A 25,704-nucleotide genomic window follows, 5' to 3' on the forward strand; every position below is an offset into this window, starting at 1 on the left:
AACAGTGGCGACAGCATCGGTGACGCTTACGATCAAGACAATAAAAAGCACCCGTCGGATCATTCCGGCGGGTGCTGCTGCGTGGGGACCGAATCGATCAGACGAACTGGCTGAGACCCGGAACGGAGGCGACGACTTCATCGACGACCTCGTCGCCGGCCTTTTCCTTGGCGAAAGCGATCGTTTCCTTGGCGAGTGAGGTGATCTCGCCCATGCCGAGGCCCTGGCTCATCAACTGCTGGCCGAGCGCCATGACGCCACCGCCGCCGATCGCCGACATGAGACCGCCCAGCAGACCGCCACCATTGCTGCCTTCGCCATTGTACTGGGCGACCAGTTCCGGGGCACCTGGAATGGCTTCGATCATCTTGGCAACCGGACCCTCCGCCGCCTCGCGCTGCAGAAAGCCGAGAATCATGCCGACCGCCTTCTCGGCCGTTGCCGGTTCGATGCCGACATTTTCCGCCACGCGGGTGACCAGCTCACTCATGGAAATCTCCTCGTTTTAATTTTGACGTTGACGTCAAGGTAAATGATCGCCCCTGAAATAACAAGCGGCGGCGAACGACTCATAATGCAGTCATGGGCACCGCCGAAACCACCGGAGGCACATACTGAAGCGCATCGTTTCACGGACCGTCGCCCTTGGCAACGCACTCGACCAGCAACATGTTGCCGCGCCTAGTTGCACCGCCTATAACAGAAACGCACGATATTTCAGTGACGGCGCCGTGCAACGAAACGCCCGCTTTCATTGGCAAAACGGAGATCAAATCCACATGCTGCAAGAAGGCAAGCTCTATATCGGAACCAGCCGCAAGCCGGACGATTCGATCAACAAGGGCGAATATCTGGAGCTGAAATTCGGCAACCGCCACGGATTGATCACCGGTGCAACCGGCACCGGCAAGACCGTGACGCTGCAGATCCTTGCGGAAGGATTCTCCAATGCCGGCGTTCCGGTCTTCTGCGCCGACGTGAAAGGTGATCTTTCCGGCATCGGCGCGATCGGCGAACCGAAGGATTTTCTTGTCAAGCGCGCGGAACAGATTGGACTTGCGCCCTACGACTTCCAGGAATTTCCGGTGATCTTCTGGGACCTCTACGGCGAAAAAGGTCACAGGGTACGCACGACCATCTCCGAGATGGGACCGCTGCTCCTGTCGCGCTTGATGAACGCCAGCGACGCACAGGAAGGCGTGCTGAACATCGCCTTCAAGATCGCCGATGAAGGGGGCCTGCCGCTTCTTGATCTCAAGGATCTCCAGGCCCTGCTCAACTACATGGGCGAGCATGCAAGCGAGCTTTCCAACCAGTTCGGCTTCATTTCCAAGTCTTCGGTCGGTTCGATACAGCGCGAGCTGCTCATCCTCGAGCAGCAGGGTGCGGAGCACTTCTTCGGCGAGCCGGCGCTGAAGATCACCGACATCATGCGCACGACCAATGACGGGCGCGGCGCGATCTCGGTGCTTGCCGCCGACAAGCTTATGATGAATCCCAGGCTCTATGCGACCTTCCTGCTTTGGCTTCTTTCGGAGCTTTTCGAGGAGCTGCCGGAAGTTGGCGATCCTCACAAGCCGAAGCTGGTGTTCTTCTTCGACGAAGCGCATCTGCTTTTCAACGACGCGCCGAAGGTTCTGGTCGAACGCGTCGAACAGGTGGTGCGCCTGATCCGGTCCAAAGGCGTCGGCGTCTATTTCGTGACTCAGAACCCGCTCGACGTGCCGGAGACGGTGCTGGCGCAGCTCGGCAACCGTGTGCAGCATGCGCTGCGCGCCTATTCGCCGCGCGAACAGAAGGCGGTGAAAACCGCGGCAGACACGTTCCGTCCGAACCCGGCCTTCAACTGCGCCGAGGTGATCACCAATCTCGGCACCGGCGAAGCGCTCGTTTCGACGCTCGAGGGCAAGGGCTCGCCGTCCATAGTCGAAAGGACTTTGATCCGCCCGCCGGCATCCCGCCTCGGTCCGCTGACCGAGGCCGAACGGCAAAAGGTCATCGATGTCAGTCCGGTGCGCGGGCTCTATGACGAGGATTTCGATCGGGAATCGGCTTACGAGCTGCTTGCCAAGCGCGCCGCGAAGGCTGCCGAACAGGCCGAGGCCGCAAGACAGGCGGAAGAACAGCCCGCGGAAGAGACGTCCGGCAGTCGCTGGACCCTGCCCGGCTTCGGCGATGATGAACCGGCGGCGTCCTCCGGCAAGCAGGCACGGCCGCGCTCCTCCGGCTATCAGCGCGAAACCATCGTCGAGGCGGCAATGAAGTCCGTTGCCCGCACGGTCGCAACGCAGGTCGGCCGCGCCCTGGTGCGCGGCATCCTCGGCAGCCTGAAACGATAGTACCGCCGCGAACGAGGCGAGTGGCCTGCGCGCGCTCCTGCGCGTTGCACCAGATTGCATTACCCAGAAGGGATTGACCATGGAAGTCAAGGATTCGACCGGCGCCGTCCTCAAGGATGGCGACAGCGTCACGCTGATCAAGGATCTGAAGGTGAAAGGAACCTCCACCACGCTGAAACGCGGCACGCTGGTGAAGGGCATTCGCCTGACCGGCGATCCGGACGAGGTCGAATGCCGGGTCGAAAAAATCAAGGGGCTGGTGCTGCGCGCCGAGTTCCTCAAGAAAGCCTGAGGCGGCGGGGCGAACAAGCCGCCGAGCGCATCGTTTGCACGGACCCTGCTGTCAATATTCGAAGCCCGGGTGAATGCCCCGGGCTTCAGTGCATTTACAGCGCCGCGCGTCCAATCGGACGCGCAAAGGTCGCTGTAACACTTTGAATTGCTGCATGATTTTGTCCTTAAATCGATTCCGATTTAAGGAATCATGCAGTAGACAGTCACGTTTGCCTTATGCCACCGTCAGCTTCACGTCGACATTGCCCCTGGTCGCGTGGCTGTAGGGGCACACGATATGCGCCTTCTGGACCAGGTCCTCAAGGACGGCCTTGTCCACGCCGGGCGAAGAGATTTCAAGCGCCGCATCGATGTAGAAGCCCGTGCCGTCTTCGCGCGGACCAATTCCGACCGTGCCTGTCACTTTCGTGTCTTCCGGAAGTTTTACCTTTTCCTTGCCGGCAACGAATTTCAACGCGCCGAGGAAGCAGGCGGAATAGCCGGCAGCGAAGAGCTGCTCCGGGTTGGTGCCGCGGGCGCCGTCGCCGCCAAGCTCTTTCGGAACAGTGAGGCTGATGTCGAGGATGCCGTCGGCGCTCTTGGCCTGACCGGCGCGGCCGCCGGTTGCGGAGGCGGTGGTGCGATAGAGGATAGGCATGGCAGTCTCCTTCGGATGGTCGTTGTCGATGGTCATTTCATACCGCAAAATTAAATTGCACGCAAATTAATTTTGCAAATTGCATTTCGGCCGTGAATTTGCGACAATGCGATCATGACAACCAAGCCGGCAAAATTTGAGGCAACACCCGAGGAGGCGCTGGCGCTAGGCCAGCAACTCTGCTTCGCGGTCTATTCGGCAGGCCACGCTTTCAACCGTACCTATAAGCCGCTGCTTGACCGCTTTGGCCTCACCTATCCGCAATATCTCGTGCTGCTTGCGCTCTGGCAGCAGGATAAGATGACCGTGAAACGGATCGGCGAGGAAATGGGCCTCGATTCCGGCACGCTTTCCCCCCTGTTGAAGCGGCTGGAAGCCGCCGGCTATGTCAGCCGGCTCCGCGATCGCGATGACGAGCGGCAGGTAATCGTCAGCCTCACCGAAAAGGGTCGGAGCCTGAAGACCGAAGCCTTCGGCATCCTCGCCGACATCAGCAAGGCGACCGGATGCACTTTGGAGGAAGTCCGCGAGTTACGCGAGGCGCTGCATCGCTTGACCCAGCGGCTGACCGGAAGCCAGCAGGAAAGCTGACCTACAGCGCCCCGTTTTCGGCAGAACGCGCCTGAGTTGGCTAGATCACGAGGATCGGCGCCTTGCCGCGGACGCGGTCGTAGAGGTCCATCACATCCTGGTTGAGCATGCGCACGCAGCCGGAGGAAACAGCCTTGCCGATAGATTGCCACTCCGGTGTACCGTGCACCCGGTACAAGGTGTCCTGGCCGTTCTGGAAGATATAGAGCGCGCGTGAGCCGAGCGGGTTGCTCAAGCCAGGCGGCATGCCGCCGGCGCTTTCCGAATAGCGCGCGAGTTCGGGCTGGCGGTCGATCATCGAACCCGGCGGCGTCCAGCGCGGCCACTTCTGTTTCCACTGAATAACGCCGCGTCCCGACCAGGCGAAGCCCTCACGACCGAGGCCGACGCCATAACGCATCGCCCGTCCGCCTGGCTGGACCAGATAGAGAAAGCGATCGGCGGTGTCGACCACGATCGTGCCCGGCTGCTCGCCGAACGGGTCGTCGACCTCCTGGCGGTAAAATCGAGCGTCGATCTGCTGATAAGGCACCGCCGGGACCAGATAGCCCCCATCGTCCACCGCCGCATAGATTGCCGAGTAGTAAGGATCCTGCGGCGGCAAGCCAATCGGCAGTGCCGCCTCCTCGACCGGCCCCTCCAGGAGGGCTCCGGTACGCGGATCGATCCAACGTCCCTCCAGTGCCGGATTGCGGTAAACCGGCATGGTTTGCTGACGGAAGCGGTCTGTGTTCATTGATGACGTGCAACTCGCAAGCCCGGTCGAGACGACTGCGAGGCCGGATGCGCGGAGAAACTGGCGGCGGGAAAAGATCGGAGGCATCGAACTCTAGCGGGTTGTATGCGAGCAGAAGGGGCGCGATCCGCATCCGCGACTCACACCTCCCCGCTCCGGACCAGACCTACTGCATGATTCCTCAAATCGGAATCGATTTGAGGATAAAATCATGCAGCAATTCAAAGTGCTACAGCGGACCTTTGCGCGTCCCAAAAACGCGCAGCGCTGTGGATCACGATGATCTTGGCTAAAAGCAACCCAAAATCATCGCGATCGATTCTCAAGTCGGAATGTAAGCGGAATGGTTTTAATTTTTCCCTCGCCTCTCCGTCGATCACCGCATCTACGGCTGGAATGAAAATTATGTCAGCAAACTTCCAATCACAATCGCGGCATCGCACTCTGCAAGCCACGGCGCCGCCACTCCTATACCGTCCGCGTGCGGCCCGGGTCGGCCAAGCAGCGCCTCGAAATCGCGGGCGACAAGGGGCGTGATGGCCGGAACGGCACGACCCTGAACGAGCGCAGGGGCTGCGTTTCATAAAGAATTTTCATGAGCGACATCAACCAGGGACGCTTCTGCCGGCCTCGGCAATCGCCTATTGAATGCGCATCACAACGGGCGGGAGGAGGCCAGAATGCTGACAGTCTATGGAGTTTATCGTTCGCGCGCGTCGCGCAACTATTGGATGGCGCGCGAGCTTGGCATTCCCTTCGCATCCGTACCGGTGATCCAGGCGCGCCGCGTCGCCGATCCGCTCGCCGCTGATGCGCCGCTCAACACTCGGTCGCCGGACTTTCTCGCGATCAATCCGATGGGCCTCATCCCGGCAATCGATGACGACGGTCTGGTGCTGACGGAGTCACTCGCCAACAATCTCTATCTCGCCCGCAAATATGGCGGGCCGCTGGCGCCGGCCGACATCGGCGAGGAAGGGCAGATCGGCAACTGGACCATGTGGGCGGCGACCGACGTAGAGCCGCATGCGGTCAAGATCGTCCTTGCCTATGACAACGGCATCGAGAACACGCCCGAGGGCCGGGCACTGATCGACACCTGCGCGCAGTCGCTCGAAAAAGCCTTCGCCGTGCTTGAGAGGCACCTTGCCGGCCACGACTACGTCGTCGGCGAACGCTTCACGGTCGCCGACCTCAATCTGGCGGAAGTCTTCCGCTACACGATGAGCCAGACTGCTCTCTTCGACAGGCACCCGCGCGTGAAGGCCTGGCTGGCGCGGTGCCAGTCGCGCCCCGCCTTCAAGGCGATGATGGAGGAACGGCTGAAGGAACCGGAATAGCGTCAAGCTCGCGCATTCCCTCTTCCACCTCCTCGCGCACCCACTGCTTGAAAGCAATGACGGCCTTGCTTTCGCGCCGCGAGGCCGAGGTGACGAAGTAATGGGCAAAGCTGGTCTTGGCGCGGATGCCGAACGGCGCCACCAGACTGCCCTTCATCACCGCATAGCCCGCAAGTGTCTGCCAGGCGATCATCACGCCCTGGCCGGCAATGGCCGCGTCGAGCGCCAGCGACGCATCGTTGAACGTGTGGCGCACGGTCATCTGGGCGCCGGAAAGACCGGCTGCCTTCAGCCACACCTCCCACGAAAACATCGCATGCTCGTCGATGACGGCGGGCAACTTCAAAATATCGGCAGGAACGCGCAGTCCGGCAGCGAGCGCCGGTGAGCAGACGGGAAAGACCTCCTGTTCGAGGAGCAGTTCGGAACGCACACCCGGCCAGCCGCCCGCCCCGACGCGGATGGCGAGATCGACGTCCGACGTTTCGAGATTGGCGAGTCTCGTCGTCGCGTCGATCCTCAGCCGGATATCCGGATGACGCTCGGCGAAGCGGTTCAGCCGATAGACGAGCCAACGAGCCGCAAAGACCGGCGCCACCGACACCGTCAATACCGACTCGTCGCGACGACGCGCCTGGGCGACGGCTTCGGCGAGTTCCGCAAAGGCATTCGAGAGCCGCATCATGAGCGGGCGGGCATTATCCGTTACCACCAGTCCGCGCGGCGAGCGCTCGAAGAGCGTACGCCCAAGCTGTGCCTCCGTCTTGGCAATCTGCTGACTGACGGCGCCGGGCGTCACGCCGAGTTCCTCGGCCGCGGCGGCGAGCGAACCCAGGCGACCCACTGCCTCCGCCGCACGTAGCCCGTTCAAATGGATCGTGTTCAGGTCCTTCATATAGTTTTTCTAAACGCAAGGCCCGGCAATCTCAATTGTAAATTTCGCCGGACAGGCGGATGCTGCTGCAAGGCTCACCGGCAGGAGAGCCAATGGCCGTAAAGGTTTTCCCGCTCGTCCGACCGCAGATGCGGCACCGTAGCGGCATCAAGAAGGATAGCCCCATGCTGAAGATTTTCTCTATATTAAAGCGTACAGGGCTCGCTTCTGACTCCTCGACGGACGCGCCCGTCGACTGGCTGCGAGATCCCCTCCAACATCCCGATCTCGCCCGCATGGATGAACGGGCACTTGCGGACCTGCCATTTCCGGGCTGGCCATCGCCGCGCGCCGCAGCGAGCGGGCCTTGCGACCACAGGTGATTGGCGACGGCGGCTGAGTTATTATCCGCGCTGTCCTTCCCGTTTGACCGAGGAAACCCATGGCGGAAGAAATGAAGCGTTCCTTTGAGCGCGTGCGGCAGCTGGCGGAGGCGGCGGGGCTACCGGAAACAACCGTTGGCACGTCCTACGGGACGCCAGCTCTGCTCGTCAAAGGCAAGAGCTTTGTGCGGATGAAAGACGCGCAAACACTTGTGGTCATGTGCGCACTCGAAGAGAAGGAGATGTTGATGGAACTCGATCCGTCTCTGTTCTTCGAGACCGATCACTACAAGGGATGGCCGGCAATGTTGGTCAGGCTCGCCTCAATCGACGACGAAGCACTGACGCAAAGACTGATCGCCGCCTGGCGCGAAAAGGCGCCGAGGCGTCTCGCCAGCCGCTTCGGCTCCACGGTGTCGCACTGATCCGCCGATCATTTCACCGTTACCTTGAAACGCTCCAACACTTTAAAGCTACGCAATTCCGGACGGAAAACCGCTGCACGCCTTTCCTGGAACTGCTCTACGCCTGCACCACAGCAAGAACCTTGGCAACGGCCGGCCGCGCGACCATGCGGTTGCGGTGGTCGAGAACTTTCGGGAAACGCCCAGGATCGACACCGTCGCCCTCCAGCCAATTGGCGATCGTGAAGAGATAGGGATCGGCAATCGAATAGTTCTCGCCCATCACGAAGGGACCGGCAAACATCTTGCTTTCGATCAGCGCGAAGCAATCGCTCATGTTCTGCGGCACCTTGGCCCTCATTGCCTCATGCGCTGCCGGATCATCCGCCCATCTCGGACCGCGCCGAGCATGGGCATGGGCCACGTGCACCGTCGAGCAGAGATAACTCAGGAACGACTGCAGCCGCGCAAACTCGAATAGGTCGTCGAGGGGCGCAAGCTGCTTCTCGGGAAAGCTCTGGGCGACATAGGCGAGAATGGCCGGCGTTTCGGTCAGGATCCCGCGGTCGGTCACAAGCGCAGGCACCCGCCCCTTCGGATTGATGGCAAGATATTCGGGCGTGGTCTGCTCCGCCTTCAAAAAGTCGACGCGACGGGCTTCGTAGGCCGCTCCCGCCTCCTCGAGCGCGATGTGCGAGGCGAGCGAACAGGTTCCTGGCGCATAAAACAGTTTCAGCATCGTTCTGCCTCCCATGATGGTATTGCGGCGCGGTGCCGCAAGTTCGCCAGCAGAAATAATGAAATAGCTACTGTTGACAAGGCCCTGAACGCCACCGTCTTCCGCAATCCGACACGCCTGTCCATGTCACGCGGCTACGATTCCCGCGCAGCCCGGCACGTCTTCGAGCCGGTGGTAGACTGGAATGCCGCGCTCACGGGCGATGCGCACATCGTTGTCCGCGCCTTTGGACTCGCCAGGTAACCGCAGCACTGCGTCGCAGAGCGCGAGCAGGCGGCCGGCAACGGGATGGAAGATCTCCTCATAAAGGTCGTCGCCCACTCGGCTTCCGCCAGCAGCATGCCAGACGGGCAAGGCCACCCATTCCCCGATCATCGGCACGTGCCCGGCCTTGAAGAGCGCATAGGACGGCTGCCCCAGACGCCTCAAGTTTTCCGCCATTTTCGCCGGGTCGTCACCCGTGCCCGAGCGATAGGGGCCCGCAATTAAAATCAACATGGCCGTTCTCCACGATATTGCACGAAATTTCCTGTTGCTTCTAGCTAACCATGATAATTCGTGCAATATCGTGAGAAGTCAAGGAGGAATCGATGCTGACGACACAGAGACGCGCGATGATCTCGGCAAGGCTTGCGCGCGATGGGCAAATCGTTGCGAAGGCGCTTGCGGACGAACTCGGGCTTTCGGAAGACACCATCCGACGCGACCTCAGGGAAATGGCGGCCGCGGGCCTGCTTAGGCGGGTTCACGGAGGAGCCCTGCCTCTGGCGCCGCCGCTCCCCGATTTCGCAGCACGCCAGGCGATCGCCAGCGACCTCAAGCGCCGGCTCGGACGACGAGCGGCAGACCTCGTCAAGCCCGAGCAAACGATCTTTCTGGACGGCGGCACGACCAATGCCGAAGTCGCTCGTGCATTGCCGCGAGACTTGAAGGTAACGATCATCACGCACAGCCCAACGATCGCCGCGGAGTTCGAGCATCACGACGCCGAGGTGATCCTGATCGGCGGCAGGCTGTACAAGCATTCAATGGTGGCCACCGGTGCGGCAGCGGTCGCCGCGATCAAACAGATCCGCGTCGATATCTTTTTCCTCGGGGTCACCGCCATTCATCCGGCGCAGGGGCTTTCGACCGGAGACTACGAGGAGACGGCGATCAAGCGCGCGATCGCCGACCAAGCGGCGGACACCTACGTGCTCGCAACACCCGAGAAGTTCGGCGCAGCCTCGCCTTACCGCATCATGAGCGTCAGCGAACTTGCCGGGCTCATCGTGCTCGCGGACACGACCGCCGAAGCCCTGTCGCCCTATCGCGACAGCACCGCTTTGATCGTTGCCTAACGCTTTGAACTTACGCAATTCCGGACGGAAAACCGCTACGCACTTTTCCTGGAATTGCTATTGAGCCTAGGCGGAAAAGGCCTCGGTTACGCGCACGTCGCCCACATGGATACCGTTCCAGTTGCGCATTGAATGGTTGGCTTGCGCCATCAGCGCCGCGTGAAGTTGCGGGTCATCGGCGAAGAATCGCGCAAGCGTCGCGGTCACCATCGCCTCGGCGGCGCGGGTCGTGCCGTCTTCGCATTTGAGCGCGATGCCGATCCCTTTCTCCGGGATCGCTGCGCAGAAGACGCCTTCAGCGCCGGTCTTGGCGAAGATGCGGCCCGGCGCGGTCTTCATCAGGCGCGTGCAGGCACGCTTCGTACCCGCGACGTAGAAGGGCTCGGCCATACAGGCCTCGATCAGCCGCCGGGAAGCGCGCGCTCGCTCGGCCGCAAGCCCTGCCCCCGTCGCCATTTTGGCGAAACCATGGGCAAGCCCCTTCAAGGGCACGGCATAGGTCGGGATCGAGCAGCCGTCGACACCGCAATTGTCGTGCGCAAGGATTGCACCCGTCAGGCTTTCCATGACGCCGCGGATTTCCTGCTGGATCGGATGGTCGTAGCCGACATAGCCGCGGATCTCCGTGCCCGAATGACAGCAGGCGCAAACGAAGCCCGCATGCTTGCCGGAACAATTGTTGTGCAAGGCGCTGGGCACCTCGATCGAACGCGCCTGCCCGATCAAGGTCTTCTGATCGAAGGACCAATGCGCGCCGCACTCGAGCGCATCGACATCGCGGCCAGCCGCCGCCAGCATTTCCGCGGCGAGCGCGACATGTTCCGGCTCGCCGGAATGCGAGGCACAGGCGAGCGCCAGCGCCTTGGCGCCGAACCCGTAGGCGTCCGCCGCGCCGCTTTCGACCAGCGGCAAAGCCTGCATGGCCTTGCAAGCTGAACGCGGGAAGATGGCAGCATCCGTATCGCCCAATGAAAACACCGTGTTGCCGTCGCCGTCGACGGCGATGACCGTGCCGCGATGGCGGCTTTCGACGAGATTTCCGCGGGTTACTTCCACCAGGACGGGATTAGACATGCTTGCCCTCAAATTTCCTCTTTCGCCTCTGCATTTATCAGGAATCCAACCGCTGGGAACCGGGGTGTGCGATGAAATTCATCCGCAGGCTGTTTGTCGCCTTTATGCTTATCTACCTGCTTCCGGCGCTTGCCTCGGCCGGCTGGTGGTACGTGAAGGAGAGGCCACAGAGCTGGCGGGAGGCGAATTGGTCGTCCGCCGGCCTTCTCCCCAAACCGGCTGAAAGTCCCGAGGCTGCGGTCTATATCCTCTCGGCGACGACCGGCGGTATGAAGGGCGCCGTCGCCAGCCACGCATGGATCGTCACAAAGGAAAGAGGAGCGCTGGCCTATACCCGATACGAAAAGGTCGGCTGGGGCAAACCAATCCGCAAGAACGCCTATCAGGCCGATGGCCGCTGGTATTCGAACGAGCCGCGCATCGTCATGATGATCAAGGGAGAGGGGGCGCGGCACCTGATCCCTAAGGTCGAACAAGCGATTGCCGATTACCCCTATTCCTCACCCGGCACTTACCGGCTCTGGCCGGGACCAAACTCCAACACCTTCGTCGCGCACGTGCTTCGTTCGGTGCCCGAGCTTGACGCCGTGCTGCCGCCGACCGCCGTCGGCCGCGACTACCTACCTGAGGGTAAACTTTTTCAGATCGACGCCGATGGTCGCGACCTGCACGCAACACTCTACGGGCTGGCCGGTATATCCGCCGGCTGGCGAAGCGGGCTGGAACTGCATTTCATGGGATTGGTGGCTGGGTTTGACGTTGCACGGCCCGGCATCAAGATACCGGCGCTCGGCCGCTTCGGGATCTGAATCCGGCTCCGGCGCTTCTTGAGAACATGCCGCAAAAGGAGCCGCAAAAGGAAAAGGGCCGCGTCAGCGACCCTTCCATGAGCATTTGGCCTGTGACGGCCCGGGCTTTTCCAGCCCAAGGAAGGCGGGTATCAAGCCGAGGGCTGCCTCGACTCCTTCACCTCTCCCATGCCTGTCACGAGGTCCGAAATCTCATTAGACATTGGATCACCTTCCTTTCTGTTCGTTGACGTTGGCTCCAACGTAGGTCATTCCCGCCGGAATGCAAGATCGACCATCGTCGAATGCATCGATCGGAGGACTGGCCAAGACTTCCTAAGATGTGCCGATCGTCATCACGATCTTGCCGATGTGGTCGCCTTCTTCCATCAGGCGGTGACCATCGGCGACCCTTTCGAAGGGTAGAACCTGATGGATGACCGGCGCCACGGCGCCTCCTTCCAGCAATGGCCAGACCTTTGCCGCAAGCGCGTCGCGGATCGCCTGTTTTTCCGCGGATGTGCGCGGGCGAAGCGCAGACCCCATGACATGCAGGCGCTTCGTCAGGATCGGTCCGATATTGGCGCTTTCCACACGCGCGCCGCCCAGGAAGGCGATGATCGACAGGCGGCCGTCCTTCGCGAGCGAGCCGATATTGCGGTCGAAGTAGCGCCCGCCGACCATGTCGAGAATGACGTCCACTCCTCGCCCGCCGGTCTCATCAAGCGCAATGGTCTTGAAGTCTTCCTCGCGATAGTTGATCGCCCGCCTCGCCCCGAGCGCCTCGCAGGCCTTGCACTTCTCGGCGCTGCCGGCCGTCGCCAGAACATTGGCGCCGAAGGCTTTGGCGAGTTGGATTGCAGTGGTGCCGATACCGCTCGATCCGCCGTGAACCAGGATCGTTTCACCCGCCTTAAGCCCTGCCATATCGAAGACATTGGCCCAGACCGTGAAGAAAGTTTCCGGCAGCGCCGCCGCCTGTATCGCGTCATAGCCCTTTGGCCAGGCGAGTGCCTGCGTTGCCGGCACAGCGCAATATTCCGCATAGCCGCCGCCGTTGGCGAGCGCGCAGACCTTGTCCCCGATCGAGAAGCCGGTTGCGCCCTCGCCCACAGCCACGACCTTGCCGGCCACTTCAAGGCCAAGGATCGGGCTCGCGCCGGGCGGCGGCGGATAGTCGCCCTTGCGCTGCAGAACATCCGGCCGGTTGATACCGGCTGCCTCGACACGGATCAGGATATCGCCGGCTTTGACGTCCGGCAGCGGCCCGCGCGCCAAAACCATGTTTTCTGGTCCACCGGGGCTCGGCAGGTCCACATAGGTCATTTCAGTCGGAAGGGTCATGGCGGCATCCTCGCGAGCGTCTTTGCGACTATACCTATAGCCTGCTCGCGGCTCCGGAAAGTCGGATCCGGTCGGTCAATCTCCGTGGAGCAGCTCGAGCACGAGACCGCTTTCGCTCGCCTTGGCACGCGCCTTGATTTCGGCAATCTTCGCGCTGACCGTCTGACTGTCCGAAAGAATGAAGCCCTGCGGCAGCACGAGAACGGCGATCGAACAACGCATCAGCGGGAAATTCTTGCTGGCGCCGTCACGACCATATCCACTGATCCGTCCTTCCGCCTGGTGCTCATCGGAATAGAGCTGCCGGACGTCCGAGCGAAAATCGTCGACAAGGCGCATGAGGACAGTGCGGATTTCCTGATCTGTCAAGCCGCTGACGCCGACGAAGAAATCGTCGCCGCCGACATGCCCCAGGAACTTCTCCTCGCCTATGAAGTGGCGTCTGAGCAGGGCCGCAAACAGCGTGATCGCCAAGTCGCCCTTCTGGAAGCCATAGGTGTCGTTGAACGGCTTGAAGTCGTCGAAGTCGCAATAGCAGAAATAGCGGGTCTCATCGCCGTCGAGGATCGTATCCTGCACATAGTCGCGGATCGCGCGATTGCCTGGCAGGCCGGTCAGTGGGTTCTGCTCCTGCGCCATCTTCAACTGTTTCTCGTTGATGATCTTCAGCAGCGACGACGCAGAAAGAATGCCGGCGTAGCGCATGTTTTCCGTCAGGATCACACAGTCGCTGCCGTCCATGCCGGCGAAGATTTTCAGCATCTCGTCGGCGGGCGTGTCGAGATCGGCAATCGGGGCCGGGCTCACGAAATGCGAGATACGGCGCTGATAGATGCGGTTCTTCAGAAGATCGCGGCCGAAGGGATGATAGATCATTTCCTTGACGTGATACTCGTGCAGGATGCCACGCGGCTCGCCATTGGCGTTCAGCACCGGAAAGAAAGCCTGGCGCGGATTGAGCCGGAAGAGATCGAAGACGGATTCGAGTTCATCGCTTTCCCTGACGGCCGGAAGCTGTTCGATCTGTTTTCTGATCAGGATGCTGTCGAGCGTTGCGGAGGAGCGCCGTGCGGCGCCGCTCAATTCCAGATGGGGATAAACCGGCTGCAGCTCGCTGAGATGCGTGGTGGGGCGCGCAATGAAATAGCCCTGAACCAGGTCGCATCCGAGATCGCGGCACGCGAGAAACTCGGCTTCCGTCTCCACACCCTCCGCGATCACCCGCGTTCCGAGCACGTGTGCCGTGTTGACCGTGTGCCGCACTAGGTGGCGCTTGCGCGGGTCCCGCTCGATGCCGGAGATGAAATGCCGATCGATCTTGACGTAGTCGACGGGCTGGTCGCACAGCAATTTCAAGCCGTTGAAGCCCGCGCCGAAATCGTCGATCGCGAGCTTGAAACCGGCAAGCCGCAATTGCCGGACCAGCGCGGAAAAATCCGGCATCTTGCCGCCGTCGAAGCGCTCCGAAAGCTCGAAGCAGAGCGAAGACGGGGCAATGTTGGCGCGCTTCAGGTGGTTGACGAGGCGCTCGACTATATCGTCCTCGCCACCGACCAGCCTAGAATCGAAATTCAGGAAAAGGGTTCGGGCCGAAAAATCGGGAATCGTCGCGAAGGCAGCAACGGCGCGGCTGTTGATAAGGTGTTCGAGTGCGAGCAGCTGGCCCACCTCCTCCGCCTTGTCCAGCAATTCGAGTGGCGAGGCAAAGCCGAGGCGCTGGAACCCGCGCATCAGCGATTCATAGCCGAAGACGGCACCGGTCGTCGCCTCGACGATCGGCTGGAAGGCGTTCTCGATGACGAGCTTGGCAAGCGTGACGATCTGGTCGTCGCCGAAGCGGCGAAGGGAAAGAATTTCGGCGGGGGCGACGGACATGCCGGGCTCCAGGAACATACACAGACAATGGCCGCGCCAGCATCGGCGGCAAGCGTCAACGAAACCTTTCGCGAATGTGAAAGTTTGATGAAGGATTCGCGGGTTGAGTAGAGCGTATCGGCATGCGCTGCTTATGGTTGCACAACGCCGAAGCGGCCCGGTCTTCGTCAGCCCTTGGCAAGAACGCCGAAAGCGATCAGCGCAAGCCCTTGCATGACGAGATCGACCGCGAGGAACAGCCCGAGAATCCACAGGCTGTCGACCGGCCATCCGGCAGCAATGATGAGGCCGGCAGCTAGGGTGACGAGCCCACCGATGACGATCCAGCCCCAGCCGGGGAGCGGCCTGAGCTTAAAGCCGACCCAGATGCGGAAGCCGCCGGCAACAATCAGCGCCACGGCCATCAGGAAAGTCAGGATCGAGGAAGCAAGAGCCGGGTTGATGAACGCAAAGAGGCCGGCCGCCGCATAACACGCGCCGCTCAAGACCCAATAGAGGACGCTTTCCCAGCTCTTGACCTGAAACGCGTGGGCAAGGTTGAGCAGGCCACCGATGAGCATGATCAGGCCGACGTAATAGACCGAAGCAACCGTCGCCATGAGCAGATTGCCGAAAGCGATGCCGCCGCACATGATCAGGATCACGCCGAGCGCGATGAACCACGCCCATTTTCCGGCGACAGCCTCTCTACCGGCGGGATCGAACGTGTGGGCCATTTTCAACCTCCAGTCCTCGGCAAGCATGAACGCCGCCTCGTGATTGAGCCGGATTTCGCAGCAAAAAGAAAGAGAAAAAGCGACAAATTTTTTATTGATTGATGAGTCAATCAAAAATAAACTGGAGGCATTCGAGGGAGTTTCGGATGCCGAAAATCGGGATGGAGCCTGTACGCCGAAAGGCACTGGTCGACGCGGCGTTGCGCGTGATCGGCGACCAGGGCACGCTCTCGGTCACCATGTCGGACATCGCCAGAACCGCCGGCGTCTCGCCGGCTCTGGCGCACCACTACTTCGGCAGCAAGGAACAATTGTTGATCGCAACGATCCGCAGTCTTTTGGCGCAGCTGCGTGACGACGCGGTCGCTGCGCTCAGGGCGGCGGCGACGCCGCGCGAGAGGGTGAGCGCGTTGATCCGCGTGAGCTTTCGCGCAGACCAGTTCGCGCCAGAGACGGTCGCCGCCTGGCTCGCCTTCTATTCGGAAGCGCAACGGTCGGAAGATGTCCGCCGCCTTCTCGTTATCTACGCGCGGCGGCTGCGCTCCAACCTGCTGGCGAGCCTCAGGGCGCTCTGCCCGGTCGATGACGCGGAACGCATTGCCGAGGGCGCGGCTGCGATGATCGACGGGCTCTACATCCGGCAAAGTCTGAAATCGGCGCCGATCAGCATCGAAGCTTCGATCGCGCTGACAGAGGATTATGTGACCGCGCATTTGCAGGCGGATGATGGCGGAAATCGCCCCTCACCCTAGCCCTCTCCCGCACGCGGGGAGAGGGGATTTGGAGGCCGCGGCATGTCCCTTCTCCCCGCGAGCGGGGAAGGGTGGCGGCAGCCGGATGAGGGACGATCGCCTGCAACACGTAACAAACTGCAGTTCGAACCATCAAGGAACCAACCAAGTGACCGCCGGGAAGCCCAATATTCTGATCATCATGGTGGACCAACTGAACGGAAAGCTCTTTCCGGACGGCCCCGCCGACTTCCTACATGCGCCGAACCTCAAGGCGCTGGCCAAGCGCTCGGCCCGCTTCCGCAACAACTACACGTCGTCGCCGTTGTGTGCTCCTGCCCGCGCGTCCTTCATGGCCGGGCAATTGCCGAGCCGCACCCGCGTCTACGACAATGCCGCCGAGTACCAGTCCTCGATCCCCACCTACGCCCATCACCTGCGCCGGGCCGGCTACTACACAGCGCTTTCCGGCAAGATGCATTTCGTCGGGCCGGATCAATTGCACGGCTTCGAGGAGCGCCTGACGACCGATATCTATCCGGCCGATTTCGGGTGGACGCCGGACTACCGCAGGCCCGGCGAGCGGATCGACTGGTGGTACCACAACCTCGGTTCCGTCACCGGCGCCGGCGTGGCGGAAATCACCAACCAGATGGAATATGACGACGAGGTGGCGTTTCTGGCGAACCAGAAGCTCTACCAGCTCTCGCGCGAGAATGACGACGAAGGCCGTCGCCCCTGGTGCCTCACCGTCTCCTTCACCCACCCGCACGATCCCTATGTCGCACGACGCAAGTTCTGGGACCTCTACGAGAATTGCGAGCATCTGCTGCCTGAGGTCGGCGCCCTCCCCCTCGATCGGCAGGACCCACATTCGCGCCGCATCATGCTCTCCTGCGACTACGAAAACTTCGACGTGACCGAGGAGAACATCCGCCGGTCGCGGCAGGCCTATTTCGCCAACATCTCCTATCTCGACGAAAAAGTGGGAGAACTCATCGACACGCTCACGCGGACGAGGATGCTTGACGACACACTCATCCTCTTCTGCTCCGACCACGGCGATATGCTCGGCGAGCGCGGCCTTTGGTTCAAGATGAACTTCTTCGAAGGCTCGGCGCGCGTACCGTTGATGATCGCCGGGCCGGGCGTCACCGCCGGCCTGCACCTGACGCCAACCTCGAACCTCGACGTGACGCCGACGCTTGCCGACCTTGCCGGCATTTCCATGGACGAGGTGCAGCCCTGGACAGACGGCGTCAGCCTTCTGCCGATGGTGAACGGTGCGGAGCGCACGGAACCGGTGCTGATGGAATACGCGGCGGAGGCTTCCTACGCGCCGCTCGTGGCGATCCGCGAAGGCAAGTGGAAATATATCCACTGCGCGCTCGACCCGGACCAGCTCTACGATCTCGAGGCCGATCCGCTGGAACTCACCAATCTTGCGGAAAATCCGCGCGGACCCGTCGACCAGGCGACGCTCCGGGCCTTCCGCGACATGCGCGCCGCCCACTGGGACATGGAGGCCTTCGACGCGGCCGTGCGCGAAAGCCAGGCGCGGCGCTGGGTGGTCTACGAGGCGCTCCGCAACGGCGCCTATTATCCCTGGGACCACCAGCCGCTGCAGAAGGCATCCGAGCGCTACATGCGCAACCACATGAACCTCGACAATCTCGAGGAATCCAAGCGCTATCCGCGGGGAGAATGACATGAAAGCCCAACCGAAAGCCTCGCACTTCATCGACGGCGAATATGTCGAGGACACCGCCGGCACCGTGATCGAGAGCGTGTATCCGGCAACCGGCGAGGTGATCGCCCGCCTACATGCGGCGACGCCCGCGATCGTCGAAAAGGCGATCGCCGCGGCGAAACGGGCGCAGCCAGAATGGGCGGCGATGAGCCCGACGGCACGCGGCCGCATCCTGAAGCGCGCCGCCGAAATCATGCGCGAGCGCAACCGCGAGCTTTCAGAGCTGGAAACGCTCGATACCGGCAAGCCGATCCAGGAAACGATCGTCGCCGACCCGACCTCGGGCGCCGACAGCTTCGAGTTCTTCGGCGGCGTCGTGGCGGCTGCACTCAACGGCGACTATATCCCGCTTGGGCAGGATTTCGCCTATACGAAGCGGGTGCCGCTCGGAGTCTGCGTCGGCATCGGCGCCTGGAACTATCCGCAGCAGATCGCCTGCTGGAAGGGCGCGCCGGCGCTCGCGGCCGGCAATGCCATGGTCTTCAAGCCATCGGAAAACACGCCCCTCGGCGCGCTGAAGATCGCCGAAATCCTGGTCGAAGCCGGGCTACCCAAGGGCCTCTACAATGTGATCCAAGGCGACCGGTCGACCGGCCCCCTGCTCGTCAATCACCCCGATGTCGCCAAGGTGTCGCTGACCGGCTCGGTGCCGACCGGCAAAAAAGTGGCAGGGGCCGCCGCGGCCGAACTCAAGCACGTCACCATGGAGCTCGGCGGCAAGTCGCCGCTGATCGTCTTCGACGACGCCGACCTCGAAAGCGCCATCGGCGGCGCCATGCTCGGCAACTTTTATTCGACGGGCCAAGTCTGCTCGAACGGCACCCGGGTCTTTGTGCAGAGGAAAGTCAAGGACACCTTCCTGTCGCGGCTGAAGGAGCGCACCGAGGCCATCGTGATCGGCGACCCGATGGACGAAGCGACGCAGTTCGGGCCGATGGTCTCGAAGGCGCAACGCGACAAGGTCTTCGCCTATATCGAGAAGGGCAAGGCGGAGGGCGCGCGGCTCGTGACCGGTGGCGGCATTCCGAACGACGTCAATACCAACGGCACCTATATCCAGCCGACCGTCTTTGCCGACGTCACCGACGAGATGACGATCGCGCGCGAGGAGATCTTCGGGCCGGTCATGTGCGTGCTCGACTTCGACGATGAGGCGGAGGTCGTCGCCCGGGCGAACGCGACCGAATTCGGCCTTTCCGCCGGCGTCTTCACGGCCGACATCACCCGCGCCCACCGCGTGGTCGACCAGCTCGAGGCGGGCACGCTCTGGATCAACACCTACAACCTCTGCCCGGTCGAGATCCCCTTCGGCGGCTCGAAGCAATCGGGCTTCGGACGGGAGAATTCGGTCGCGGCGCTCGACCACTACACAGAGCTCAAGACCGTCTATGTCGGCATGGGGAAGGTCGAGGCGCCGTACTGAACGTTGGCGTCTTGCCCCTCACCCGCCGCGAGTCCCTTCTCCCCGCGAGCGGGGAAAAGGTGGCGGCAGCCGGATGAGGGGCATGCCGAGGGCATCAAATAGAAAGAAAAGAGAATGCAGGCAGATTTCGTCATCATCGGTTCCGGTTCGGCTGGCTCGGCGCTGGCCTATCGCCTGTCGGAAGACGGCAAGCATTCGGTTATCGTGCTGGAGTTCGGTGGCTCGGACATCGGCCCGTTCATCCAGATGCCGGCAGCGCTCGCCTGGCCGATGAGCATGGACCGCTACAATTGGGGCTACCTTTCGGAACCCGAGCCGAACCTGAACAACCGGCGCATCACCGCGCCGCGCGGCAAGGTGATCGGCGGTTCCTCCTCGATCAACGGCATGGTCTATGTGCGCGGCCACGCGGAGGACTTCAATCGCTGGGAGGAACTGGGCGCCCAGGGCTGGGCTTATGCCGACGTGCTACCCTATTTCAAGCGGATGGAACATTCGCATGGTGGCGAAGATGGCTGGCGCGGCACGCAGGGGCCGCTGCATATCCAGCGCGGCAGCGTCAGGAACCCGCTCTTTCACGCCTTCATCCAGGCGGGAAAGCAGGCGGGGTTCGAACTCACCGACGACTATAACGGCTCGAAGCAGGAAGGCTTCGGCCTGATGGAGCAGACGACCTGGCGAGGTCGGCGCTGGTCGGCCGCTTCCGCCTATCTGAAGCCGGCGCTGAAGCGCCCGAATGTTGAACTGATCCGCTGCCTCGCCCACAAAATCGTGATCGAGAACGGTCGCGCGACAGGCGTCGAGATCGAGCGCAACGGCCGGACCGAGGTGGTGAAGGCCAATCGGGAGGTGATCCTCTCCGCCTCGTCCTTCAACTCACCGAAGCTGTTGATGCTCTCCGGCATCGGCCCGGCGGCGCATCTGAAGGAGATGGGCATCGAGGTGAGGGCCGACCGGCCGGGCGTCGGTCAGAACCTTCAGGATCACATGGAGTTCTATTTCCAGCAGGTCAGCACCAAACCGGTCTCGCTCTATTCCTGGCTGCCGTGGTTCTGGCAGGGGGTAGCGGGCGCGCAATGGCTGTTCTTCAAGAGAGGCCTTGGTGTTTCCAACCAGTTCGAGGCCTGCGCTTTCCTGCGCTCGGCGCCGGGGGTCAAACAGCCCGATATCCAGTACCATTTCCTGCCGGTGGCGATCAGCTACGACGGCAAGGCGGCCGCCAACACGCACGGCTTCCAAGTGCATGTCGGCTACAATCTCTCGAAGTCGCGCGGCAGCGTCACCCTTCGCTCGTCCGACCCGAAGGCCGATCCGGTGATCCGCTTCAACTACATGAGCCACCCGGAGGACTGGGAGAAATTCCGCCACTGCGTGCGGCTGACGCGCGAGATCTTCAGCCAGAAGGCTTTCGACCAGTATCGCGGACCGGAAATCCAGCCGGGCGACAAGGTCCAGACGGACGACGAGATCGACGCCTTCCTGCGCGAGCATCTCGAAAGTGCCTACCACCCCTGCGGCACCTGCAAGATGGGCGCCAAGGACGACCCGATGGCGGTCGTGGATCCGGAAGCGCGGGTGATCGGCGTCGATGGCTTGCGCGTCGCCGACTCCTCGATCTTCCCGCATGTCACCTATGGCAACCTCAACGGCCCATCGATCATGACCGGCGAGAAGGCGGCCGACCATATCCTCGGCAAGCAGCCGCTCGCCCGCTCCAACCAGGAGCCGTGGGTCAATCCGCGCTGGGCGCTAAGCGACCGGTAAAGCGCGTCGCGTTCAAACGTATTCACGCACCGCGCTTTACCTTTTTGTTTTCATGCATGTCGTTACCCCAAAACCGCTGCGCACTTTTGGGCGACATGCACTATTCCAACAGGAAGCCGATCCAGCGGCCGGCAAGCACCGCGCCGGTCCAGATCACCATGGAAAGCAGCGCCGAAAGGCGGACCCTCATGGAGAGCGGTCCGCCTTTGACGGCGGCGCGCCATTGCGGCGTCATGTGCAATAACGCCGCGTTGACGATGCCGAGCGAGAGCAGCGTGATCTTCGTCAGAAAGGCCGGGTTGCCGGCATATTCAACCGGCCGAACGCTGAAGAGGCAAAAGCCCGTGATGATCGCCAGCGCCACGCCGACCGCCGCCGCGCGCGACAGATACGGCCCGACGACCGCAACCGGCACCTTCCCGAAGAAACCCAGCAGCCTGAGATCAAGCGGCAGGATCGCACCGACGATTATCCCGATCGACAGGATATGCGCAGCATTCGCGAAGAGGTACAGGGTCGCCGAGCGCCGTATCGCCACCGCAAAAGGCAGGGCGCCAATCCACTCCAGCACCTCCGCCCCGCTCATCAATTCGTCTGTATTCGTTCGGGATAGATGTCGTAGACCTTTCCGGCGACCGTGATCCGGACGGCTTTCATTCGCTTCTCATTTTGGTCGAGCGAGCGGTTGCCGAGGGCGACGATCGGATCGCCGACCTTCGCGACACCCTCGACGAAACCGGAGCGTTCGGTCAGCCGCGGATTGCCGAGCTCGACCCGCCAGATGCCGTCATTCTCCGTCTCCACCCGAAGGGTCGGATGCGGCGGCGCCATGGAAATCGCACGGATCGTTCCCGAAAGCTCCATCTGTTCGGCCTCCGCCCAGGACCAGCCATGGTGCGCATAGGCGCCTGTCGCGACAAGCAGCCCGAAGACGCTCCCGACGACGAGGCGAGCAGGTAAGGACCTGGCCATCTCTTGTCTCCTTTCAATGGATCGCGAGATCAGCCTGAACCTGGGGCACGCGCAACGAAAGGACAGAGCATTCAACTATTCTTGAATGGCGAGCACGGGCCGATGTTCTCCGGGGAACGTACCATGCGCCCTCCCCGCAAGAGTAATCTACCAGATTACTAGGTTTTCTTAGAACTTTAGGGATCAGAGAGATATTTGCTCTGATCCTTGAGCAATAGAAATCCGTTTTTCTGTCATTTGTCACAAACGGCTGCGATATTCCGTGCAAATTGCAATGGGATGTAGCCATGATCACGCAAACCCTCGAAGCCGAAGCGACAGCCCTCAGCGAAGCGCTCGAAAGCCTCGATCTTGCCGGACGCCTGGCGCTCATAGCCGGTCTTGAAGGCAAGGCCGTTTTCACCACGTCGCTCGGTATCGAGGATCAGGTCATCACGGCCGCGATTGGCAGCAACCGCCTCGAAATCGATGTTGCGACGCTGAAGACCGGCCGCCTCTTCAACGAGACTGTGGCGCTCATCGACAAGACCGAGGAAACCTACGGCATCCTCATCAAGCGTTTCTACCCTGAAAAGAGCGATATCGAAGCCTATGTGGCGCAGTACGGCATGAACGGCTTCTATGAGAGCGTGGAGGCCAGACATGCCTGTTGCGGCGTGCGCAAGCTAAAGCCGCTTGCGCGTGCGCTCGAGGGGGCAAGCTACTGGATCACCGGTCTTCGCCGCGGTCAGTCGGGCAATCGGGCCGCCACGCCGTTTGCCGAAGCCGACATCGAACGCGGGCTCATCAAGATCAATCCGCTCGCGGATTGGGATATCGAGAGGATCCGCGCCCATGTCGGGGCAGAGGCCATTCCGGTCAATCCGCTGCACGCCCGTGGCTATCCGTCGATCGGTTGCGAGCCCTGCACCCGTGCGATAAAGCCCGGCGAGCCGGAGCGCGCCGGACGCTGGTGGTGGGAGAACGACGAGAAGCGCGAATGCGGCCTGCACGTGCCGGAAACAGCCTCCTCCATCGCCAGCAACGCCGCCTGAGGGCGGCCGGCACACCAAGAGACAAGTATCCTCCCCGGAGTTCGAAATGCCCCATAACCATCCGGAAACGGAACTGCATAATCCGCAGAGCACGAAGCCACCGCTCGACCCGCATCTGAAGGCGCTTGAAAACGAAGCGATCCACATCTTCCGTGAGGTCGCCGCCGAATTCGAGCGCCCGGTGATGCTCTATTCGATCGGCAAGGATTCGTCCGTGCTCTTGCATCTGGCGCGCAAGGCCTTCTATCCCGGCCGCGTCCCCTTCCCGCTGCTTCATGTCGACACCGGCTGGAAGTTCCAGGAGATGATCGCGTTTCGCGACGAGATGGTCGAAAAATACGATCTCGACCTGGTCGTCCATACCAACCCGCGCGGGGCGGCAGAAAACGTGACCCCCTTCTCGCACGGCTCGGCGCTCTATACCGACATCATGAAGACCGAAGCACTGCGCCAGGCGCTTGATGCCGGCCAGTACGATGCCGCCTTCGGCGGGGCACGCCGCGACGAGGAAGCAAGCCGTGCCAAGGAGCGCATCTATTCGTTCCGCACGCCGGATCACCGCTGGGATCCACGCAACCAGCGCCCCGAGCTCTGGAACATCTATAACGGCATGATCCGCAAAGGCGAGAGCGTGCGCGCCTTCCCGCTCTCCAACTGGACCGAGGTCGACATCTGGCGCTACATCCAGGCGGAAGAAATCCCGATCGTGCCGCTCTACTTCGCCAAGAAGCGTCCGATCGTCGAGCGCGATGGCATGATGATCCTTGCCGAAGATCCGCGTCTCGAACTTCTTCCTGGCGAATTGAAGCGCGAGGAAGTGATCCGCTTCCGCACGCTCGGCTGTTTCCCGCTGACGGGCGCCATCCGCTCCGGCGCTACGACGCTCGACGACATCGTTTCCGAACTTGAAACCGCGACCGTCTCCGAACGGCAGGGACGCGCCATCGACCGGGACCAGTCCGGCTCGATGGAAAAGAAAAAACGCGAGGGATATTTCTGATGACCGCACCCGCAATCGCGAACGCCGCCCTGAACGACACAACCGCAGTGTTGGCCTATCCGGCGCAGGAACCGGTGCGCGCCACCCGCGATTCCCGCCCGCTTCGCCTCATCACTTGCGGCAGCGTCGACGACGGCAAATCGACGCTGATCGGCCGGCTGCTGTGGGACACCAAGGCGGTCAAGGAAGACCAGGCCGCGACCCTTCAGCGCGATTCCAAAGGCAAGCAGAACGATCTCGGCCTCCCCGATTTCGCGCTGCTTTTGGACGGGCTGCAGGCCGAGCGCGAACAGGGCATCACCATCGATGTCGCCTATCGCTACTTCTCGACCGACAAGCGCTCCTTCATCGTTGCCGACACACCCGGTCATGAGCAATATACGCGCAACATGGCGACCGGCGCCTCGACCGCCGATCTCGCTGTGCTGCTTGTCGATGCGCGCGTCGGCCTGCTGGAGCAGACCCGCCGTCACGCAACGATCGCAACACTGATGGGCATCCGCCAGTTCGTGCTTGCCGTCAACAAGATTGACCTCACCAACTACGACCGCTCCCGCTTCGAGCAGATCTCGCACGAGTTCAAGGAACTCGCCCTGTCGCTCGGCGTGCGGCAGGTCACGGCGATCCCGGTTTCGGCGCTCAAGGGCGAGAACGTCGTCTACGACGGCCGCGCCTCCATGCCCTGGTATGATGGCCCGACTCTGATCGAGGTTCTCGAACTCGCAACGACCCGCTCTGCGCAGACCGTCGGATTCCGCCTGCCCGTGCAGCGCGTCTCGCGTCCGGGCGAGAGCTTCCGCGGCTATCAGGGCACGGTTGCCGGCGGATCGGTGAAGCCCGGCGATTCCGTCGTGATCCTGCCGTCCGGCATGGTTGCCAACGTCACGAAGATCATCACCTTCGATCTCGTGCGTAATGCCGCCGTTGCCGGCGACGCGATCACGCTGGTGCTCGACCGTCAGGTGGACGTTTCGCGCGGTGACGTGATCGCGTCGATCGACAGCCAGCCGATGACCGGGCTCGCCTTTGACGCCCAGCTGGTCGCACTGCAGCCGGAGGGTATCCAGCCCGGCAAGCGTTATTGGCTGAAATCCGGCAGCCGCCGTCAGCGCGTGCAGGTTCAACCCGCAAGCCAGCTCGACCTGAAGAGCGGCAAGTGGAACCATGCGGACGAGCTGCCGATGAACGCCATCGGCAAGGTTCATCTCGTCTTCGATGAACAGGCGATCTTCGACGCTTACGAACAGAACCGCACCACCGGCGCCTTCATTCTGATCGATCCGGACACCAACAACACGATTGCCGGCGGCATGATCACCGCCAAGCGCGCCGCCCTTGGCGGCATCCATGCGGAAGAAAGCCGGGTGATTCTGTCGCTGCCCGCGGAGCTTGCCGACCAGTTGATGGCAACGGAACTCTTCGCGGGTCGCCGCGAGGACGTAGAGGTCCGTCGCGTCACTGCCGGCAAGGCGGCCGAAATCATCGACGCGATCGACGGCTGACCGCTAAACCATCGAAGGGGCAAGGGGCCGTTCGGCCCCTTGCCCCTTTTTCAT

The 25,704-nt window shown here is 62.0% G+C and carries 27 protein-coding genes; 15 read left to right on the top strand and 12 right to left on the bottom strand.

Going from position 1 to position 25,704, the window contains the following annotated elements; all coding sequences use genetic code 11:
* Positions 1-97: 97 nt before the first annotated feature.
* Positions 98-490 (bottom strand): hypothetical protein, encoded by a 393-nt coding sequence (locus PZN02_RS00810; protein WP_280659751.1) that lies wholly within the window; start codon positions 488-490, stop codon positions 98-100.
* Between the two features lie 289 nt (positions 491-779).
* Between PZN02_RS00810 and PZN02_RS00815 the strand changes: the two genes are divergently transcribed.
* Both PZN02_RS00815 and PZN02_RS00820 read left to right on the top strand, forming a co-directional pair.
* On the top strand, positions 780-2,339 hold the full coding sequence (locus tag PZN02_RS00815) for a helicase HerA-like C-terminal domain-containing protein (RefSeq protein ID WP_280659752.1): 1,560 nt from the start codon (positions 780-782) through the stop codon (positions 2,337-2,339).
* 79 nt (positions 2,340-2,418) lie between these two features.
* Complete coding sequence (locus tag PZN02_RS00820; protein WP_280659753.1) at positions 2,419-2,631, top strand: alkylphosphonate utilization protein; 213 nt, start codon at positions 2,419-2,421, stop codon at positions 2,629-2,631.
* Between the two features lie 216 nt (positions 2,632-2,847).
* Here the strand turns inward: PZN02_RS00820 and PZN02_RS00825 are convergent, their stop codons facing one another.
* A complete protein-coding gene (locus tag PZN02_RS00825) occupies positions 2,848-3,270 on the bottom strand; it encodes an organic hydroperoxide resistance protein (protein ID WP_280659755.1) in 423 nt (140 codons plus the stop codon).
* 114 nt (positions 3,271-3,384) lie between these two features.
* Here PZN02_RS00825 and PZN02_RS00830 point away from each other — a divergent pair, with 114 nt between their 5' ends.
* Complete coding sequence (locus PZN02_RS00830; RefSeq protein WP_280659756.1) at positions 3,385-3,861, top strand: MarR family winged helix-turn-helix transcriptional regulator; 477 nt, start codon at positions 3,385-3,387, stop codon at positions 3,859-3,861.
* A gap of 40 nt (positions 3,862-3,901) precedes the next feature.
* On the opposite strand, the gene PZN02_RS00835 is transcribed toward PZN02_RS00830, so the two are convergent.
* Positions 3,902-4,684: a L,D-transpeptidase family protein gene (locus PZN02_RS00835; RefSeq protein WP_280659757.1), complete on the bottom strand. Its 783-nt coding sequence runs from the start codon at positions 4,682-4,684 to the stop codon at positions 3,902-3,904.
* A gap of 593 nt (positions 4,685-5,277) precedes the next feature.
* On the opposite strand from PZN02_RS00835, the gene PZN02_RS00840 reads away from it, so the two are divergent.
* Entirely contained in the window at positions 5,278-5,937 is a 660-nt protein-coding gene (locus PZN02_RS00840; protein WP_280659759.1) for a glutathione S-transferase family protein, read from the top strand.
* Here PZN02_RS00840 and PZN02_RS00845 read toward each other — a convergent pair.
* A complete protein-coding gene (locus tag PZN02_RS00845) occupies positions 5,897-6,832 on the bottom strand; it encodes a LysR substrate-binding domain-containing protein (RefSeq protein WP_280659760.1) in 936 nt (311 codons plus the stop codon). The genes PZN02_RS00840 and PZN02_RS00845 overlap by 41 nt on opposite strands.
* Before the next feature lie 92 nt (positions 6,833-6,924).
* On the opposite strand from PZN02_RS00845, the gene PZN02_RS00850 reads away from it, so the two are divergent.
* Complete coding sequence (locus PZN02_RS00850) at positions 6,925-7,194, top strand: hypothetical protein (protein ID WP_280659761.1); 270 nt, start codon at positions 6,925-6,927, stop codon at positions 7,192-7,194.
* Positions 7,195-7,253: 59 nt separating this feature from the next.
* Positions 7,254-7,619: an MmcQ/YjbR family DNA-binding protein gene (locus PZN02_RS00855; RefSeq protein ID WP_280659762.1), complete on the top strand. Its 366-nt coding sequence runs from the start codon at positions 7,254-7,256 to the stop codon at positions 7,617-7,619.
* A 97-nt stretch (positions 7,620-7,716) separates the two neighbouring features.
* On the opposite strand, the gene PZN02_RS00860 is transcribed toward PZN02_RS00855, so the two are convergent.
* Positions 7,717-8,337, bottom strand: coding sequence for a glutathione S-transferase family protein (locus PZN02_RS00860; RefSeq protein WP_280659763.1), 621 nt, complete (start codon positions 8,335-8,337; stop codon positions 7,717-7,719).
* A 126-nt stretch (positions 8,338-8,463) separates the two neighbouring features.
* Positions 8,464-8,835: a DUF4406 domain-containing protein gene (locus PZN02_RS00865; RefSeq protein ID WP_280659764.1), complete on the bottom strand. Its 372-nt coding sequence runs from the start codon at positions 8,833-8,835 to the stop codon at positions 8,464-8,466.
* A 92-nt stretch (positions 8,836-8,927) separates the two neighbouring features.
* Here PZN02_RS00865 and PZN02_RS00870 point away from each other — a divergent pair, with 92 nt between their 5' ends.
* A complete protein-coding gene (locus PZN02_RS00870) occupies positions 8,928-9,677 on the top strand; it encodes a DeoR/GlpR family DNA-binding transcription regulator (protein ID WP_280659765.1) in 750 nt (249 codons plus the stop codon).
* 66 nt (positions 9,678-9,743) lie between these two features.
* Here the strand turns inward: PZN02_RS00870 and PZN02_RS00875 are convergent, their stop codons facing one another.
* Positions 9,744-10,751 carry an asparaginase gene (locus tag PZN02_RS00875; protein WP_280659766.1) on the bottom strand — a complete coding sequence of 336 codons (1,008 nt, stop codon included), beginning with the start codon at positions 10,749-10,751 and terminating at the stop codon, positions 9,744-9,746.
* A gap of 71 nt (positions 10,752-10,822) precedes the next feature.
* Between PZN02_RS00875 and PZN02_RS00880 the strand changes: the two genes are divergently transcribed.
* On the top strand, positions 10,823-11,560 hold the full coding sequence (locus tag PZN02_RS00880) for a DUF3750 domain-containing protein (RefSeq protein WP_280659767.1): 738 nt from the start codon (positions 10,823-10,825) through the stop codon (positions 11,558-11,560).
* A 315-nt stretch (positions 11,561-11,875) separates the two neighbouring features.
* On the opposite strand, the gene PZN02_RS00885 is transcribed toward PZN02_RS00880, so the two are convergent.
* The 3 genes from PZN02_RS00885 to PZN02_RS00895 form a co-directional block, all read right to left on the bottom strand.
* Complete coding sequence (locus PZN02_RS00885; RefSeq protein WP_280659769.1) at positions 11,876-12,883, bottom strand: NAD(P)H-quinone oxidoreductase; 1,008 nt, start codon at positions 12,881-12,883, stop codon at positions 11,876-11,878.
* Between the two features lie 75 nt (positions 12,884-12,958).
* Positions 12,959-14,758 carry a GGDEF domain-containing protein gene (locus PZN02_RS00890; RefSeq protein WP_280659770.1) on the bottom strand — a complete coding sequence of 600 codons (1,800 nt, stop codon included), beginning with the start codon at positions 14,756-14,758 and terminating at the stop codon, positions 12,959-12,961.
* A gap of 167 nt (positions 14,759-14,925) precedes the next feature.
* Entirely contained in the window at positions 14,926-15,474 is a 549-nt protein-coding gene (locus PZN02_RS00895) for an HdeD family acid-resistance protein (protein ID WP_280659771.1), read from the bottom strand.
* Positions 15,475-15,620: 146 nt separating this feature from the next.
* On the opposite strand from PZN02_RS00895, the gene betI reads away from it, so the two are divergent.
* The 4 genes from betI to betA all read left to right on the top strand — a co-directional run bounded on the left by betI (position 15,621) and on the right by betA (position 21,142).
* The gene (betI, locus tag PZN02_RS00900; RefSeq protein ID WP_280659772.1) at positions 15,621-16,226 is read left to right on the top strand and encodes a transcriptional regulator BetI; all 606 of its coding nucleotides are present in this window, start codon (positions 15,621-15,623) and stop codon (positions 16,224-16,226) included.
* Positions 16,227-16,374: 148 nt separating this feature from the next.
* On the top strand, positions 16,375-17,913 hold the full coding sequence (betC, locus tag PZN02_RS00905) for a choline-sulfatase (protein ID WP_280659773.1): 1,539 nt from the start codon (positions 16,375-16,377) through the stop codon (positions 17,911-17,913).
* A 1-nt stretch (position 17,914) separates the two neighbouring features.
* Complete coding sequence (gene betB / locus PZN02_RS00910; RefSeq protein WP_280659774.1) at positions 17,915-19,378, top strand: betaine-aldehyde dehydrogenase; 1,464 nt, start codon at positions 17,915-17,917, stop codon at positions 19,376-19,378.
* A 114-nt stretch (positions 19,379-19,492) separates the two neighbouring features.
* Positions 19,493-21,142, top strand: a complete 1,650-nt coding sequence (betA, locus tag PZN02_RS00915) for a choline dehydrogenase (protein WP_280659775.1) — start codon at positions 19,493-19,495, stop codon at positions 21,140-21,142.
* A gap of 100 nt (positions 21,143-21,242) precedes the next feature.
* Here betA and PZN02_RS00920 read toward each other — a convergent pair whose 3' ends face one another.
* Both PZN02_RS00920 and PZN02_RS00925 read right to left on the bottom strand, forming a co-directional pair.
* Entirely contained in the window at positions 21,243-21,728 is a 486-nt protein-coding gene (locus PZN02_RS00920) for a DUF6644 family protein (RefSeq protein WP_280659776.1), read from the bottom strand.
* On the bottom strand, positions 21,728-22,114 hold the full coding sequence (locus PZN02_RS00925) for a DUF6152 family protein (protein ID WP_280659777.1): 387 nt from the start codon (positions 22,112-22,114) through the stop codon (positions 21,728-21,730). Before PZN02_RS00925 ends, PZN02_RS00920 begins: the two co-directional genes overlap by 1 nt.
* A 287-nt stretch (positions 22,115-22,401) precedes the next feature.
* Between PZN02_RS00925 and PZN02_RS00930 the strand changes: the two genes are divergently transcribed.
* Genes PZN02_RS00930 through cysN form a run of 3 tightly spaced genes read left to right on the top strand, consistent with a single transcriptional unit; the run spans position 22,402 to position 25,650 of the window.
* Positions 22,402-23,148 carry a phosphoadenylyl-sulfate reductase gene (locus PZN02_RS00930; RefSeq protein WP_280659778.1) on the top strand — a complete coding sequence of 249 codons (747 nt, stop codon included), beginning with the start codon at positions 22,402-22,404 and terminating at the stop codon, positions 23,146-23,148.
* A 46-nt stretch (positions 23,149-23,194) separates the two neighbouring features.
* Positions 23,195-24,148, top strand: coding sequence for a sulfate adenylyltransferase subunit CysD (gene cysD, locus PZN02_RS00935; protein ID WP_280659779.1), 954 nt, complete (start codon positions 23,195-23,197; stop codon positions 24,146-24,148).
* Entirely contained in the window at positions 24,148-25,650 is a 1,503-nt protein-coding gene (gene cysN / locus PZN02_RS00940) for a sulfate adenylyltransferase subunit CysN (protein ID WP_280659780.1), read from the top strand. Before cysD ends, cysN begins: the two co-directional genes overlap by 1 nt.
* Positions 25,651-25,704 lie beyond the last annotated feature (54 nt).

Origin of the sequence: Sinorhizobium garamanticum, from assembly GCF_029892065.1 — a bacterium.
Lineage (GTDB): Bacteria > Pseudomonadota > Alphaproteobacteria > Rhizobiales > Rhizobiaceae > Sinorhizobium > Sinorhizobium garamanticum.

What these genes read in the sequence shown, in the direction of transcription:
- PZN02_RS00810 (WP_280659751.1), bottom strand. Translation starts at nt 490, where the DNA reads ATGAGTGAGCTGGTCACCCGCGTGGCGGAAAATGTCGGCATCGAACCG.
- PZN02_RS00815 (WP_280659752.1), top strand. Translation starts at nt 780, where the DNA reads ATGCTGCAAGAAGGCAAGCTCTATATCGGAACCAGCCGCAAGCCGGAC.
- PZN02_RS00820 (WP_280659753.1), top strand. Translation starts at nt 2,419, where the DNA reads ATGGAAGTCAAGGATTCGACCGGCGCCGTCCTCAAGGATGGCGACAGC.
- PZN02_RS00825 (WP_280659755.1), bottom strand. Translation starts at nt 3,270, where the DNA reads ATGCCTATCCTCTATCGCACCACCGCCTCCGCAACCGGCGGCCGCGCC.
- PZN02_RS00830 (WP_280659756.1), top strand. Translation starts at nt 3,385, where the DNA reads ATGACAACCAAGCCGGCAAAATTTGAGGCAACACCCGAGGAGGCGCTG.
- PZN02_RS00835 (WP_280659757.1), bottom strand. Translation starts at nt 4,684, where the DNA reads ATGCCTCCGATCTTTTCCCGCCGCCAGTTTCTCCGCGCATCCGGCCTC.
- PZN02_RS00840 (WP_280659759.1), top strand. Translation starts at nt 5,278, where the DNA reads ATGCTGACAGTCTATGGAGTTTATCGTTCGCGCGCGTCGCGCAACTAT.
- PZN02_RS00845 (WP_280659760.1), bottom strand. Translation starts at nt 6,832, where the DNA reads ATGAAGGACCTGAACACGATCCATTTGAACGGGCTACGTGCGGCGGAG.
- PZN02_RS00850 (WP_280659761.1), top strand. Translation starts at nt 6,925, where the DNA reads ATGGCCGTAAAGGTTTTCCCGCTCGTCCGACCGCAGATGCGGCACCGT.
- PZN02_RS00855 (WP_280659762.1), top strand. Translation starts at nt 7,254, where the DNA reads ATGGCGGAAGAAATGAAGCGTTCCTTTGAGCGCGTGCGGCAGCTGGCG.
- PZN02_RS00860 (WP_280659763.1), bottom strand. Translation starts at nt 8,337, where the DNA reads ATGCTGAAACTGTTTTATGCGCCAGGAACCTGTTCGCTCGCCTCGCAC.
- PZN02_RS00865 (WP_280659764.1), bottom strand. Translation starts at nt 8,835, where the DNA reads ATGTTGATTTTAATTGCGGGCCCCTATCGCTCGGGCACGGGTGACGAC.
- PZN02_RS00870 (WP_280659765.1), top strand. Translation starts at nt 8,928, where the DNA reads ATGCTGACGACACAGAGACGCGCGATGATCTCGGCAAGGCTTGCGCGC.
- PZN02_RS00875 (WP_280659766.1), bottom strand. Translation starts at nt 10,751, where the DNA reads ATGTCTAATCCCGTCCTGGTGGAAGTAACCCGCGGAAATCTCGTCGAA.
- PZN02_RS00880 (WP_280659767.1), top strand. Translation starts at nt 10,823, where the DNA reads ATGAAATTCATCCGCAGGCTGTTTGTCGCCTTTATGCTTATCTACCTG.
- PZN02_RS00885 (WP_280659769.1), bottom strand. Translation starts at nt 12,883, where the DNA reads ATGACCCTTCCGACTGAAATGACCTATGTGGACCTGCCGAGCCCCGGT.
- PZN02_RS00890 (WP_280659770.1), bottom strand. Translation starts at nt 14,758, where the DNA reads ATGTCCGTCGCCCCCGCCGAAATTCTTTCCCTTCGCCGCTTCGGCGAC.
- PZN02_RS00895 (WP_280659771.1), bottom strand. Translation starts at nt 15,474, where the DNA reads ATGGCCCACACGTTCGATCCCGCCGGTAGAGAGGCTGTCGCCGGAAAA.
- betI (WP_280659772.1), top strand. Translation starts at nt 15,621, where the DNA reads ATGCCGAAAATCGGGATGGAGCCTGTACGCCGAAAGGCACTGGTCGAC.
- betB (WP_280659774.1), top strand. Translation starts at nt 17,915, where the DNA reads ATGAAAGCCCAACCGAAAGCCTCGCACTTCATCGACGGCGAATATGTC.
- betA (WP_280659775.1), top strand. Translation starts at nt 19,493, where the DNA reads ATGCAGGCAGATTTCGTCATCATCGGTTCCGGTTCGGCTGGCTCGGCG.
- PZN02_RS00920 (WP_280659776.1), bottom strand. Translation starts at nt 21,728, where the DNA reads ATGAGCGGGGCGGAGGTGCTGGAGTGGATTGGCGCCCTGCCTTTTGCG.
- PZN02_RS00925 (WP_280659777.1), bottom strand. Translation starts at nt 22,114, where the DNA reads ATGGCCAGGTCCTTACCTGCTCGCCTCGTCGTCGGGAGCGTCTTCGGG.
- PZN02_RS00930 (WP_280659778.1), top strand. Translation starts at nt 22,402, where the DNA reads ATGATCACGCAAACCCTCGAAGCCGAAGCGACAGCCCTCAGCGAAGCG.
- cysD (WP_280659779.1), top strand. Translation starts at nt 23,195, where the DNA reads ATGCCCCATAACCATCCGGAAACGGAACTGCATAATCCGCAGAGCACG.
- cysN (WP_280659780.1), top strand. Translation starts at nt 24,148, where the DNA reads ATGACCGCACCCGCAATCGCGAACGCCGCCCTGAACGACACAACCGCA.